The sequence below is a fragment of the Undibacterium sp. Di27W genome (genome assembly GCF_049340345.1).
GTDB lineage: Bacteria > Pseudomonadota > Gammaproteobacteria > Burkholderiales > Burkholderiaceae_D > Undibacterium.
In genome coordinates this window covers 44,787-58,423 of sequence record NZ_JBMPOS010000014.1, presented here as the reverse complement: position 1 = coordinate 58,423, position 13,637 = coordinate 44,787, and the positions used below count along the sequence as shown (strand labels likewise).

The 13,637-nt window shown below is 51.4% G+C and carries 12 protein-coding genes; 2 read left to right on the top strand and 10 right to left on the bottom strand.

Features of this window, described 5'->3' with window-relative positions; all coding sequences use genetic code 11:
* Nucleotides 1-7 precede the first annotated feature (7 nt).
* The 8 genes from ACO0LF_RS24405 to ACO0LF_RS24370 form a co-directional block, all read right to left on the bottom strand.
* The gene (locus tag ACO0LF_RS24405; protein ID WP_423006785.1) at nucleotides 8-466 is read right to left on the bottom strand and encodes a (2Fe-2S)-binding protein; all 459 of its coding nucleotides are present in this window, start codon (nucleotides 464-466) and stop codon (nucleotides 8-10) included.
* Between the two features lie 217 nt (nucleotides 467-683).
* Nucleotides 684-1,931 carry a phenylacetate--CoA ligase family protein gene (locus ACO0LF_RS24400; protein ID WP_423018764.1) on the bottom strand — a complete coding sequence of 416 codons (1,248 nt, stop codon included), beginning with the start codon at nucleotides 1,929-1,931 and terminating at the stop codon, nucleotides 684-686.
* Nucleotides 1,932-2,148: 217 nt separating this feature from the next.
* Nucleotides 2,149-3,000 carry an ABC transporter ATP-binding protein gene (locus ACO0LF_RS24395; RefSeq protein ID WP_423018762.1) on the bottom strand — a complete coding sequence of 284 codons (852 nt, stop codon included), beginning with the start codon at nucleotides 2,998-3,000 and terminating at the stop codon, nucleotides 2,149-2,151.
* 72 nt (nucleotides 3,001-3,072) lie between these two features.
* Nucleotides 3,073-4,374 (bottom strand): ABC transporter substrate-binding protein, encoded by a 1,302-nt coding sequence (locus ACO0LF_RS24390; protein ID WP_423018760.1) that lies wholly within the window; start codon nucleotides 4,372-4,374, stop codon nucleotides 3,073-3,075.
* Between the two features lie 130 nt (nucleotides 4,375-4,504).
* On the bottom strand, nucleotides 4,505-5,563 hold the full coding sequence (locus tag ACO0LF_RS24385) for a branched-chain amino acid ABC transporter permease (protein WP_423018758.1): 1,059 nt from the start codon (nucleotides 5,561-5,563) through the stop codon (nucleotides 4,505-4,507).
* 47 nt (nucleotides 5,564-5,610) lie between these two features.
* Complete coding sequence (locus ACO0LF_RS24380) at nucleotides 5,611-6,507, bottom strand: branched-chain amino acid ABC transporter permease (RefSeq protein WP_423018979.1); 897 nt, start codon at nucleotides 6,505-6,507, stop codon at nucleotides 5,611-5,613.
* A 194-nt stretch (nucleotides 6,508-6,701) separates the two neighbouring features.
* On the bottom strand, nucleotides 6,702-7,490 hold the full coding sequence (locus ACO0LF_RS24375) for an ABC transporter ATP-binding protein (RefSeq protein ID WP_423018756.1): 789 nt from the start codon (nucleotides 7,488-7,490) through the stop codon (nucleotides 6,702-6,704).
* 12 nt (nucleotides 7,491-7,502) lie between these two features.
* Nucleotides 7,503-9,455, bottom strand: coding sequence for an AMP-dependent synthetase/ligase (locus ACO0LF_RS24370; protein ID WP_423018754.1), 1,953 nt, complete (start codon nucleotides 9,453-9,455; stop codon nucleotides 7,503-7,505).
* A 314-nt stretch (nucleotides 9,456-9,769) separates the two neighbouring features.
* On the opposite strand from ACO0LF_RS24370, the gene ACO0LF_RS24365 reads away from it, so the two are divergent.
* Both ACO0LF_RS24365 and ACO0LF_RS24360 read left to right on the top strand, forming a co-directional pair.
* Entirely contained in the window at nucleotides 9,770-10,471 is a 702-nt protein-coding gene (locus ACO0LF_RS24365; protein WP_423018752.1) for a Crp/Fnr family transcriptional regulator, read from the top strand.
* Between the two features lie 3 nt (nucleotides 10,472-10,474).
* Nucleotides 10,475-11,311: a Rossmann-like and DUF2520 domain-containing protein gene (locus ACO0LF_RS24360; RefSeq protein WP_423018750.1), complete on the top strand. Its 837-nt coding sequence runs from the start codon at nucleotides 10,475-10,477 to the stop codon at nucleotides 11,309-11,311.
* Here ACO0LF_RS24360 and ACO0LF_RS24355 read toward each other — a convergent pair.
* Together ACO0LF_RS24355 and ACO0LF_RS24350 are read right to left on the bottom strand one after the other, a co-directional pair.
* Complete coding sequence (locus tag ACO0LF_RS24355; RefSeq protein ID WP_423018748.1) at nucleotides 11,296-12,756, bottom strand: sensor domain-containing diguanylate cyclase; 1,461 nt, start codon at nucleotides 12,754-12,756, stop codon at nucleotides 11,296-11,298. The two genes, ACO0LF_RS24360 and ACO0LF_RS24355, sit on opposite strands and share 16 nt — an antisense overlap.
* A 284-nt stretch (nucleotides 12,757-13,040) precedes the next feature.
* Nucleotides 13,041-13,598 carry a glycine zipper 2TM domain-containing protein gene (locus ACO0LF_RS24350; RefSeq protein ID WP_423018746.1) on the bottom strand — a complete coding sequence of 186 codons (558 nt, stop codon included), beginning with the start codon at nucleotides 13,596-13,598 and terminating at the stop codon, nucleotides 13,041-13,043.
* Nucleotides 13,599-13,637 lie beyond the last annotated feature (39 nt).

Below are 13,637 nucleotides of genomic sequence, written 5' to 3'. Positions count from 1 at the left end.
ATTCTCCTCAGGCCAGAGTGGATGCAGCATCATGGATGGCAGCACGGATGCGCACATAGGTACCACAGCGGCAGATATTGCCTGCCATGGCACCGTCGATATCGGCATCGCTGGGTTTCTTATTGGTTTTCAACAAGGCCGTGGCACTCATGATCTGTCCGCTTTGACAGTACCCACATTGGGCCACGTCATGTTTGATCCAGGCTGCTTGCACAGCCTTGCCAACCTTGTCCTGGCTCATGGCTTCTATGGTGGTGATTTTTTGGCCAGCGACCGAAGAGATGGGCGTGATGCAGGAGCGTATCGCCTGGCCATTCAGGTGCACGGTGCAGGCACCACACAATGCTGCACCGCAGCCAAACTTGGTGCCGGTCAGGCCCAGGGAATCACGCAGCGCCCATAGCACGGGCGTGGAAGGATCGGCATCTAGCTGGTGTTCTTTGCTATTGATATTCAGTGCAGTCATGGAATAGTTCTCCATCCGGTGAGGTGGTTGCAGGGGCGGAACAGGAAAAAACGGGGAAAACAGAGTGGACAAGTCTGGCAAACAGACCCATCCATATTTGGTTTACTTAACTACTATAGAATATTTTTGGCGTTTGGGTGCAAGATGCACAAAAACCACGGAAAAGCTGACTTTTCCGTGGTTTTTAATGCTACAAAGTTAGAGGAGTGTAGTTGCTCTACTCGTACTTGCGGGCATCATCGATTACCTTGCCATCATTGGCCAGACTGCCGACAGCAACAAACTGCACGTCGCCACGCAATTTGGTGATATCGCGCAAACTGTCGACAATGGCGGCCTGCAAGATGGAGTTGCCAGCCGCAGTTTCACAATGCAGGCTCATGACATCATTGGCCATTTCGCCAGTGACCACCAACCTGGCCTTGCTGATTTCAGGGTGACGCTTGATTACCTCCGCAACTTGCGAAGGATGGACAAACATGCCCTTGACCTTGGTCGTCTGATCCGCCCGTCCCATCCAGCCCTTGATGCGCTGGTTCGTGCGACCACAGGGTGAAATACCTGGCAATATCGCCGACATGTCACCCGTACCAAAACGTATCAGTGGGTAATCGGGGTTAAAGGAAGTGATGACGACTTCGCCAACTTCACCCTCCGCCACCAGGTCACCTGTGCCAGGGCGGACAATTTCTAGTATCAAATCTTCATCCAGTATCATGCCGGGATTAACCTGGCCATCTGTCACGCTTTCATAGGCGATATTGCCTATGTCGGCAGAGGCATAAATTTGCAATACCTGGGCCACACCATGTTCCTGCAACCATTTGCGCAGGGAAGGGGGCAGGGCTTCGGCACCGACGATGGCGCGCTGTACGCTGGAAATATCAGCGCCCATATCCAGGGCTTTTTCCAGGATGATTTTCAAAAAGCTGGGCGTACCTATATAGGCATCAGGCCGCAATTCTGCCATGGCCTGCACCTGCATTTCCGTTTGCCCTATACCGGCCGGGATGACAGCGCAACCTATGCGGGCTGCGGCACTTTCCACCATGAAGGCGGCAGGCGTGAAGTGATAGGAAAAACAGTTTTGCAAGAGATGACCAGCCCGCAAGCCTATCGCATGCATGGGGCGGGCAAAACGCCACCAGTCCTGTCCGCGGCCTTCCGGATCAAAGATGGGGCCGGGTGACATGAAGATATGGCCCATCTGGCGCACCGGCGTAGTATTCAGGCCACCAAATGGTGGCAGGGTTTTTTGTAAATCCTTGAGATCGGATTTGCGTGTCACCGGCAATTGCGCCAGTGTGCTGCGGCTCTTGATGTCATGCGCATCCACACCCTGCAATATCCTGCCCCAGCCTGCTGCAGTTTGGGCATGGGCTATCAATTGCGGCAGCTTGTTCATCAGCGCTTGTTCGCGGCTTTGTGGATTGCGGGTTTCCAGGGCGTCCAGATAGTCACTCATGAGCATGCTCTATAGTGGTTGATTTATTTTTTGTTGCATTTTTTAAGACTTTTTTGAACCTGTTTACGATCTGTAGCAAGCGAGTGTCAGCGGGGTTAGGGTAACAAATACGCAGCGCAAAAAGCGGAATGTACTTAAGTACATGAGCATTTTGAGCAGCGCATGAGCCCCCACATAAGCAACAACCGCGCTCGCGCTTAAGATCGTAAGCAGGTTCTCATGCCAGCCAGCGTTTTCGTCTTCTATAAAACTTCATATCCTTGAAGCTCTTGCGGCCTGCGCCTGAAACCCCAAGATAAAATTCCTTGACGTCTTCATTGCTGCTGAGGTCCTTGGCATCACCTTCCATGACGACCCTGCCGTTTTCCAGGATGTAGCCAAAGTCGGCATAACGCAGGGCGACATTGGTGTTTTGTTCGGCCAGCAGGAAAGATACTTTTTCTTGCACATTGAGACTTTTGACAATCTCGAAAATTTCTTCCACCAGTTGCGGTGCTATGCCCATCGATGGTTCATCCAGCAAGATCATCGACGGCTTGGCCATCAGGGCGCGGCCTATCGCACACATCTGCTGTTCACCACCTGAGGTATAACCAGCTTGCGAATGACGGCGTTCACGCAGACGCGGAAAGTAGTGATACACCTTCTCCAGTTCAGCCTTGAGTTCACTGCGTGACAGGCTGCGCGTGTAGGCCCCGGTCAGCAGGTTTTCTTCTACCGTCAAATGTCCAAAGCAGTGGCGGCCTTCCATGACTTGTGACAGACCACGCTTGACCAGTTCATTCGGCGTCAGGTGATCAACCCGCTGTCCGCGGAAAGTAATATCGCCCTTGGTAATATCGCCACGCTCGTTACGCAGCAGTGTCGATATTGCTTTCAGCGTGGTTGATTTACCCGCGCCATTGGCACCCAGCAAGGCAACGATTTTCCCTTGCGGTACTTGCAGGGAAATACCTTTCAACACCAGGATCACATGATCGTAGATGACTTCGATATTGTTGACGCTGAGATAGGCGATGTCGGTCGCTGCTGCCGTTGCCGCTTCTGCCGTGATGCTATGAACGCTCATGATCTTGATCTGCAATGATTTGTACAAAGGGGGCGGAGGCACAGTCTGGCCTCCGCTTTTACTGCTTACCGCTTACTTCAAACAGGCAGGCGTGATTTTTTTCTCAGCCGCATATTTGTTGGAAGACTCTTCCAGCATGGCGCGTGTCAAAGCCTTATCACCAGTGATCCAGTTAGGTGTGATGGCTTTCCATTTATCACCTGTCCATTGCTGTACCTTGACAGCACCGGAACCTTCATGATCTTCACAGGAAGTTTTGACTGGCGGGAACATGCCCATTGCACCCAAAGCTTTTTGACGTGCTTCATCGACATTCAGATTTTCAAAACCCCAGCGGATTTGCTCGGAGGTCATGAGCTTGCCCTTGCCGAATTTTTCCTGCGCTTTCAGAATGGCTTCTGTCCACAGGATAGCGGCAGTCACACCGCGCATGTGATACACAGAACCGACGCGGGTCTTGTCACCGAGGTTACCTTTGCCAGCCGCATACACCTTGCTGCGGATTTCATCGAGCACAGGGTAATTGCCCGGTGTATTGAAGGTCATCGCGGTATAGCCTTTTGCTGCATCGCCAGCGGGGATCGCATCTTCTTCTGAACCTGCCCACCAGACACCCAGCATTTTTTCGCGTGAATAACCATTGCGTTGTGCAGTCTTGATCGCTACCGCATTCATGACACCCCAGCCCCACAGGATCACATAATCAGGATTGGCCTGGCGGATTTGCAGCCATTGCGATTGCTGTTCATTGCCGGGATGGGCCACCGGGATCTTGATGAGTTCGAAGCCATATTGCTTGGCCTGTGCTTCCAGTACCGGGATAGGTTCTTTACCAAAGGCAGAATCATGGTAGAGATGGACGATTTTCTTGCCCTTGAGTTTGTCCAGGCCACCAGATTTGTCGCCCAGATATTTGGTCATGGCCGCAGCCTGGTTCCAGTAACTGGTGATCAGTGGGAATACGTAAGGGAAGACCTTGCCATTGGCCGCATCAGAACGGCCATAGCCCAGCGTCGTCAAAGGAATTTTATCTTCCGCAACACGGTCAAGAATGCCGTAGGCAATACCGGTGGACAATGGCTCTACCAGTGAGGCACCGCCCTGGGTTTTTTTCAGACGCTCATAGCATTCGACACCGCGCGAGGCATTGTATTCAGTCTCGCATTCTTCCCATGAAATCTTGACGCCATTCAAACCACCCTTGGCATTGACGAGATTGAAGTAATCAATCGCACCGCCGTAAAAGCCCGAACCGCCCGCCGCATACGGGCCCACGCGATAGGACAGAATGGGAATGAATTGATCATTCGCCTGGGCTGCATTGACGGCCCCCAGGATTGCCGAGGCCATCAGCAGGGATTTAAGCAGTTTCATATTGTCTCCTTATGGTTTTGGATGGATATTGTCTGATGCTTTTCTAGCGCTTTGTATAAATTTTTTACCAAGCGGAAGCATCTTTATTATGAACTCTCTTTAGTAACGGTACTCATCTACTTGTATTCACTTAATGCGGGAAAGGCCAGAGTCGTAATTTTTCCTTGGTAATCTGCCACAACCTCGCCAGGCCATGCGGCTCCACAATCAGGAAGAAAATAATCAGTGCGCCAAATACCATGAGTTCCAGGTTCGATGCCACATTGGTCGGCAAAGACAGGCCATGCGCAATCAGGTTCAGGACTATCGGCAGCAGGATGATAAAAGCCGAACCCAGGAAAGAACCGAGTATGGAACCTACGCCACCGATGATGATCATGAACAGGATGCGGAAGGACAGGTCGAGGTTATACGCCTCAGGCTCCACCGTGCCCAGATAGGCATAGGCATACAGGGCACCGGCGATACCGCAGTAAAACGAAGACACCGCAAAGGCCAGCAATTTGGTGCGCATGAGGCGAAAGCCGATGACCTCTGCCGCCACGTCCATGTCACGCACTGCCATCCATGAACGGCCTACGTTGGATCTCACCATATTCTTGGCCAGCATGGCCATGACGCAAACCACCGTCAGGGTCAGCAGGTATTTTTTGACCGGGGTATTGATCGCAGTACCGAATATCACCATCTCTTGCGCCGTGATTACGCCGGAAGAACTGTAGTTGGTAAACCACTGTATCTTGGTCAGGCACCAGACCACAAAGAATTGGGTTGCCAGCGTCGCTGCCGCCAGATAAAAACCGCGTATGCGCAATGAGGGCAAACCAAAGGCGATGCCCACCATGGCAGCGGATAAACCACCCAGCACAAAAGCCAGCAAGACCGGAATGCCAGGTATGCGCAAGACAAAGTTATAAGAGGCAAAAGCACCCACCGCCATGAAGGCTGCCGAACCCAGCGACAATTGCCCGGCATAGCCAGTCAGGATATTCAAGCCCAGTGCCGCCAGTGAAAAAATCAGGAAGGGAATAAAGATTGCTGAAAATGCGTAGTCGGTAGCCAGACCTGGCACAGCAACAAATGCGGCAAGCAAGACGACGGCGATACCGATACGATCTTGCCGTATCGGGAAAATCTGGTTATCTGCCTGATAGCTTGTTTTAAACTGACCTGCTTCACGGTAGAACATTGTTCTTCCTCTACTAATAACGTTTGATTATGCTGAACTGCAGGACGTTAAATCCGGCGTATGATTTTTTCACCGAACAAGCCTTCTGGCCTGACCAGCAGGAATAACAATGCCAGCACATACGGGAACCAGCCCTCTATGCCGCCACCAACCAATGGACCTATATATACTTCTGCCAGTTTTTCAGATGCACCGATAATCAGGCCACCGACAATTGCACCGGGGACGGAAGTGAAACCACCCAAAATCAATACCGGCAAGGCTTTCAAGGCCACAAAGGTCAGCGCAAACTGCACACCATTACGCGCACCCCACAGCAAGCCCGCAACCAGGGCGACAAAGCCAGCGACGGCCCAGACTATGCCCCAGATCTGTTGCAAGGGAATACCCACTGCGAGCGCCGCCTGGTGATCATCTGCCACCGCACGCAAGGCCCGGCCTATCTTGGTTTTTGAGAATAGCAGGGCCAGACCAGTCACCAGCAAGGCACAGATCAAAGCAGCAATCACATCGAATTGCGATACCAGGATATTGAACTTCTCCATCAGATATTCTATCGGCACATCGTCGATAGGCAATGTCAGCTTGTGTGGTTGTGAACCCCACAATAATTGCGCCAGACCTTCGATAAAAAAAGTCAGGCCTATGGTGGCCATGAACAAGGTAATCTCAGGCTGGTTGACCAGAGGTCGCAAGACTATGCGCTCAATTGCCAGACCAAGTGCCACCATCACCAGCATGGTCAACGGTATCGCCAGCCACAAGGACATTTCAAACTTCTCGGTCAGGCCTACACAGGTCAGAGCCGCAAAAAACACCATCGCCCCCTGCGCAAAATTGAAGACACCAGAGGCTTTGTAAATCAACACAAAACCCAGCGCCACCAGTGCATACATCACACCAGACAACAAGCCACCGATAAACACTTCAAAGAAAAAACTGATATTCATTTCAACCTCTTGTTCACATCAACTTGCGCGAATGACTGGGGTGATCAAAGGAGACCTCTCAACACAGAGGCACAGAGACACAGAGGAAAAACATGAGAAATTCCTCTCACATTCAGTCTTTGATTTTCTCAGTGCTTTTCTCTGTGTCTCCGTGTCTCTGTGGTTAATGGTTTTAAAGATTTCGATCCTCAATGCGCCACACCAAGGTAAGCATTAATCACTTCCTGGTTCGCCAGCACTTCCGCAGGTGTGCCGTCACCGATTTTCTTGCCGTAGTCGAGTACGACCACACGGTCTGAGATATCCATGACTACGCCCATATCATGTTCAATCAAAACGATGGTAGTGCCCAGCTGGTCATTGACGTCAAGAATGAAGCGGCTCATGTCCTGTTTTTCTTCGACGTTCATGCCCGCCATGGGTTCATCCAGCAATAAAATCTCGGGTTCAGCTGCCAGCGCACGGCCCAGTTCTACGCGTTTTTGCAAGCCGTAGGAAAGACGGCCTACCGGTATCTTGCGTATATGCTGGATTTCCAGGAAGTCGATAATTTCTTCCACCTTTTCACGGTGGGCAATTTCTTCTTTTTGGGCGGGGCCCCAGTACAGAGCCTGCATGAGGAAATTGCATTTCATTTTCAGGTTGCGGCCCGTCATGATATTGTCGAGCACGCTCATACCTTTAAACAGGGCGATGTTCTGGAAAGTCCTGGCGATACCGCTCTTTGCTGCCGCATAGGTATTCATGTCCTTGCGATGCTGGCCGCGGTAAGTAATGTCACCCTGCTGTGGACGATACACACCATTGATAACATTCAGCATGGAGCTTTTGCCTGCACCATTCGGGCCTATGATGGCGCGTATTTCATGTTCCCTGACGTTGAAGGAAATATTCGTCAAGGCCTTGACGCCGCCAAAGGCCAGAGAGATGCCTTGCAAGTCCAGGATGACTTCACCGATTTTTCTATTGTCTGCCATTTATATATTTCCTTATGCAGCCAGCTTTTGGGCAGAAAATGTTTTGACATCGCTGATATGCAAATCGGCACTGACTTTGCCCTGGCGGCCATCTTCAAACTTGACCAGGGTTTCTATGAATTGCGAGCGTTTTTCTGAATACAGGGCATCTATCAATACCGCATATTTTTCCGCTATGAATTTACGCCTGACTTTGCGGGTACGGGTCAGCTCATCATCATCGGGATCGAGTTCTTTGTGCAGCACCAGAAAGCGGTGTATCTGCGTGCCCGCCATCAAGTCTTCACTGGCGAGATCCGCATTCACTTTTTCTATGCACGACAGTATCAATTGATAAGTCTCGGCCTTGGCTGCCAGGTCGGTATAGCCAGAATAGGCTATGCCACGTCTTTCTGACCAGTTGCCGACCGCTTCCATATCGATATTGATGAAGGCACAAACCGTGTCACGCTCGTGGCCAAAGGCCACGGCTTCCTTGATGAAGGGGAAGAACTTGAGTTTGTTTTCTATGTAGTTGGGCGCAAAAATATCGCCCTGTTTCATCTTGCCTACATCGGCTGCGCGGTCGATGATTTTCAGATGACCATCCTGGTCAAAGATGCCCGCATCACCGGTGTGGAAATAACCCTGTTCATCCATGACTTCTGCCGTTGCATCGGGGCGCTTGTAGTAACCCGTGAGCATGGCATCTGACCTGACCAGCACTTCCCCATTTGGCGCGAGCTTGACTTCAACGCCGGGTGCGGCAGCGCCTACGCTATCAAACTTGATCTTGCCATCAGGTTGCAGGCAGACATAGGCACAGGTTTCAGTTGAACCATATAACTGCTTGAGATTGACGCCGATGGAACGATAAAAGCGGAACAGGTCAGGTCCAATAGCGGCACCGGCAGTGTAGGCCACGCGCACACGCGATAAGCCAAGCACGTTTTTCAGCGGGCCATAAATCAGCAGATTGCCTAAGGCATATTGCAAGCGGTCCATACCGCTGACTGCTTTGCCATCGAGTATGTCAGAACCAACACGGCGCGCCAGGTCCATGAAATGGGCAAACAGTTTGCGCTTGATTGTACCCGCATCTTCCATGCGTATCATGACCGTGGTCAGCATGTTTTCAAACACACGCGGTGGGGCAAAATAATAAGTGGGGCCTACTTCGCGCAAGTCTGTCATCACGGTTTCGCTGGATTCCGGGCAATTTACGGTGAAGCCAGCGGCCATGGCCTGGGCGAAGGAAAATAAATGGTCACCTACCCAGGCCATGGGCAGGTAAGACAAAATATCTTCGCCTGCGGTGAGTGCATCAAATTCCATGCCGCCCATGGCGGCTGTCATGAAAGAGCGGTGTGACTGGCAGACCCCCTTGGGTTTGCCGGTAGTGCCTGAGGTATACAACATGACAGCCGTATCGTCAGGCTGGCCCAGTTCCACTTCTTTCATGAAAAAATCAGGATGGGCGATATCAAAAGCGCGCCCTAATTCTTGCAGGGCAGCATAGGAGGTCAGCTCAGGCTGGTGATAATGGCGCATGCCGCGGTCATCATCAAAGGCGATATGTTGTATGCCTGCATACTGCTGTTTGATTTCCAGCAGTTTGTCGACTTGTTCCTGGTCTTCGACGACGGCGAAGACGATCTCGGCATTTTCCAGTACATAGGCCATGTCGGCAGCCGGTGCATCCTGATACAGGGGCACAGGGATGCCACCCAGGCATTGCGCAGCAGCCATGGCCCAGTACAGGCGTGGGCGGTTGTCGCCGATGATGGCGAGGTTCATGCCGCGTTTAAAGCCTTGCGCCGCCAGGCCGCAGGCGAGGGCGCGCACCTCGGCATTGACTTGCTGCCAGTTCCAGGTTTGCCAGATACCCAGGTCTTTTTCGCGGAAAGCCGGATGTTGTGGCCGTGTTTTCCCATGCTGTAATAACAAGCGGGGAAAAGTCGAATTCGCTGCTTCTTTTTGTTTCATGTCTCCGCCAGCCTATTGTTGGGGGCTTATTTATTGTGAGTGTCCTCATCCCTGCTTACTGCATACTTACGTACTAAATTACACTTAATACTTGCATCAACAGAGGGAAATCTTTACGGTAGGCCTTGTCGCGGCGAGATGCGCACTATCTGGCAGCGGGCCTGCTACAGTCTTCGCTGCAGGTGGCAAGTCGCTTACAATGTCTCCGTAATTCTTTTTGTTGAAGCGATAGTAGACCCTTCAGGGGGTGGTGGTTGTCATTCGACCGACAATCTGAAAAATTGACCCAATTATCTGTGGTGCGTTGCACAAATATGACAAAAAAAATCAGCGACCCTAAAGAGCGGTTTGCCAAGTCCCTGTGGGCCAGCATGCTTTCTGCAGAGCATATGCAAAAGGTGGAAGATGAAGTCGTCGAGCGTTTCATTCCTGCCGGTGGCTATGTCTGTCGCAAGGGCGACACGGTAGATTACTGGATGGGTGTCATCGATGGCTTTTTGAAGATGAGCAGTAGCTCGCCCGATGGCAAGATCGTGACCTTCAGCTGCATGCTGGCAGGTGGCTGGTTTGGTGAAGGCTCCTTGCTGAAGACCGAGCCGCGCCGCTATGATGTGGTGGCACTGCGCGACACCCGCGTCGCCTATATGTCGCGCACTACCTTTAGCTATTTGCTGGATAACAGTATCCCGTTTAACCGTTTTCTCTTGCATCAATTGAATGAACGTCTGGGCTTTTTTATCTCCCTGGTTGAATATGACCGCATGCTGGACCCGGATACCCGCGTCGCCCGTTGCCTGGCCGCCATGTTTCATCCTTACCTGAATCCGGGTCTGAAAGATGGTGGCAGTATGCAAATCCAGATATCGCAGGAAGAAATCGGTTATATCTCCAGCGTTTCGCGCCAGCGAGCCAACCAGGCTTTGCAACTGCTGGAAAAGAAAAACTTGCTGAGTGTGGATTATGGTGGCATTACTATCCTCAACCTCGAGGGCTTGCGCCGTTTCCCGGAAGAATGAAGCATGAAGACCCTGAATCTCATTGGTGCCGGTAAGGTGGGCAAGGTACTGGCAAAAAATTTCCAGCGCCAACAGCAGTTTGTTCTACAACAGGTCTTGAATCGTACACTGGCCAGTGCCAGCGATGCAGTAGCCTGGCTGGACGCAGCGCAGGCTGTGGATGGTATTTCGGAGCTCCAACCTGCTGACGTCACCATGCTGACAGTCAGTGATGACCAGATCGCCAGTGTCTGCCAGCAACTGGCTGAGGCCGGTTTGCTGAAGGCTGGCAGCGTCATTTTTCATTGCAGTGGGGCCAAGGCATCGACGGAATTGCAGCTTGCCAGGCAGACTGGTGCGGCTGTTGCCAGTGTCCATCCTGTGCGCAGTTTTGCCAATGTTGATTTGCTGGCAGAACAATTTGCAGGGACGATATGCAGCCTGGAAGGGGATGAGGCTGCGCTGGCATTGCTGATACCTGCCTTGCAAGCCATAGGCGCAGAGACTGTGATCATCCAGGCAGACAATAAATTGCTGTATCACGCTGGCTCTGTGTTTGCCAGCAATTATCTGGTGACTTTGATGGAGGTCGCCCTGCGCACTTACCAGGCGGCAGGCATCCCGGCAGAGATCGCGCAAAAGATGGCGGCACCGCTGGCAAGGCAGACCCTGGAGAACGTCTTCGCCCTCGGTACACAGGCTGCCCTGACTGGCCCTATTGCGCGCGGTGATATGCAGACCGTCGCCTTACAGCAAAAAAAACTCAGCGACTGGGATCTGCAGGCCGGGGACTTGTATCAGGCATTCACGCAGCCGACCATAGACCTGGCGGCTACGCGTAATCCTCACTCAGAAAAATAAACGCTGTTACGGCCATTTTCCTTGGCCTGGTACAGCGCCAGGTCAGCCCGTTCAAATACGCTGGTTTCACTTTCCTTATCCTTGCATTCGGCCACGCCCATGCTGACGGTAATCGACAGGCGGGTGCGGGTCAGGTCAGTAGTGCGCGAAAAGTCATTATTGGCAATGGTATTGCGCAGGTTCTCGGCAATCGAAGTGGCTTTTTCCAGGGTACAATTTTTCAGCAGGACCAAAAATTCTTCTCCACCCCAGCGGCATATGATGTCGCTTTCACGCAGTGAACGCTTGGAGATCAGGGCGATTTCCTTGAGCACATGGTCACCCACCAGATGACCTTGCTTGTCATTGACCTTCTTGAAAAAATCGATATCCAGCAAGACCACACACATGGGTTGGCGCGAACGTTCGCTATCGAGCAGGGCTTGCTGGAAGACAAAATCAAAAGCCTGACGATTCAGCAAATTTGTCAGGGTATCGGTGGATGCTGATTTTTCCAGGCGCCTTTGGTAACGCCTGACGGTCAGTAACAAAATCGTCAGGATGACCAGGGTGATGCCTGCACTGATGGCGATATTGATGAGGAAGATATTATGCAGGGGTTTGATCTCACCCCCAATTTCCTGTTCCACCAGCAAATGCCAACCCAGCTCAGGGATGAAACGTGCATTGACGAGTATGGTTTCGTTATCTGCCTTGTATTCGAGATGCTGGGATTCGCTCTTGCGGTTAGCCAGAATTTGCTGCGACAGACTGGCGAGGCCTGGCATCTCATTTAAATTGCTGCGTATTTTTTTCATATTATTGCCAGCCAGGGCAATATTGCCTTTTTGGTCAACGAAAAAAATATTCCTGTGAAAGCGCGTCTGATAGTTGTCTATCAGGGTTTTCATGGTGTCCAGTGTCATGCCTATGCCTGTGACACCGATAAACTTGCCAGAATAATCCAGGATGCGGTAATTGATGAAAATGGTCATGGTATCGCGATTAGCCATGTCTGCATCGACATTGGTTTCATAATCGCTTTTCAGACTACGTACGCGGAAGAACCACTGATCACGCGGCTCGGTATCGCTGATGGTCTTCAGGACACCGTCGGCATGATAATAATTGTGGCTTTGATCGGACACCAGGAAACTGGAGATCGCACGGTTTTTTTGCTTGATTTCCTTCAGGTATTTGACGATCTGGTCCTTGTCCTCTTCACCATTGATGATCCAGTCACGCAAAAAAGTATCGTGCGCCATCTGCGAAGAGACAAAAACCGGGCGCAGGATATCTTTCTGGATTTCAGAATAGACATTGTCGCCAGTGATGGGCAGGGTTTGCTCGGAAATACCTTGTTGTATGGCATCACGCGAAACCACAAAAGATGCCACGGTCGTGGACACAAAACCTGCGATCAGTATCAGGGATAGCCATAGCAGCAGACCGTATTTTTTTAACATTGTTTGCATGAATGATAGACGGAGTATGAGCGTGAGGTTTGCCGCAAGATAATACTATAAACCCATGCAAATTCTGGTCAATTTGATGGCGAGCGCACAGGCGTGAACCGGTTTTGCCGGGTTCTTTTTGTATTTTTGCGCATGCGTGTCTGCAAAATGCCAATATTGCATCGATATTGTAGACAGGGTGGCAGGATTTTGCGCGTTGCGCAGGGATTTTTCTGGTTTTAATAAAAAAATGCCGCTAAAAGCGGCATTTGAAGGGGAGATCAAGCTTAATTTTTTCAAGGACGTGGCGTCAATGACACATGGATACGCAGGCGTGAACCTGGGTCATAAGGCATGACGGAAGTATAAGTACGGTTGTGGTACTCATAGGTCACGGCATAGCCATTGTTACGGGTTTCCCAGCTGTCTATATTGCGGCACTGGCGTACAGGACGGCTTTCATAGACAGGCTGGTTATTATAATTGTTGCCGTTATTGCCATTGTTATCGACACGGTCACCAACGATCGCACCTGTGACTGCACCAACGGCAGCCGCAGCAATACGGCCATTACCGCCGCCGACCTGGCTACCCAGCAAACCACCGGCCAGGCCACCTATGATGGCACCGCCATTGCTGCGTTCAGCCTGTTGCTGCTGGCGTGGGTAATTGCGTTGGCTGGTTTCGTATTCGGTACGGCATTCCTGACGTGGTACGTTCACCTGTTCAACTTGCGGGGTGACGCTGACCACGCGGGCATAATCTTCAAAATCTGCCGCATAAGCAGCAGGAATCACAGCAGCAAATGCCAGTAAGGACGCTGCCTTGGAAAAATTTTGGAATGACAATTTCATTTTTTTTACCTCTTTCAATATGGATCTTGCGATAAACAT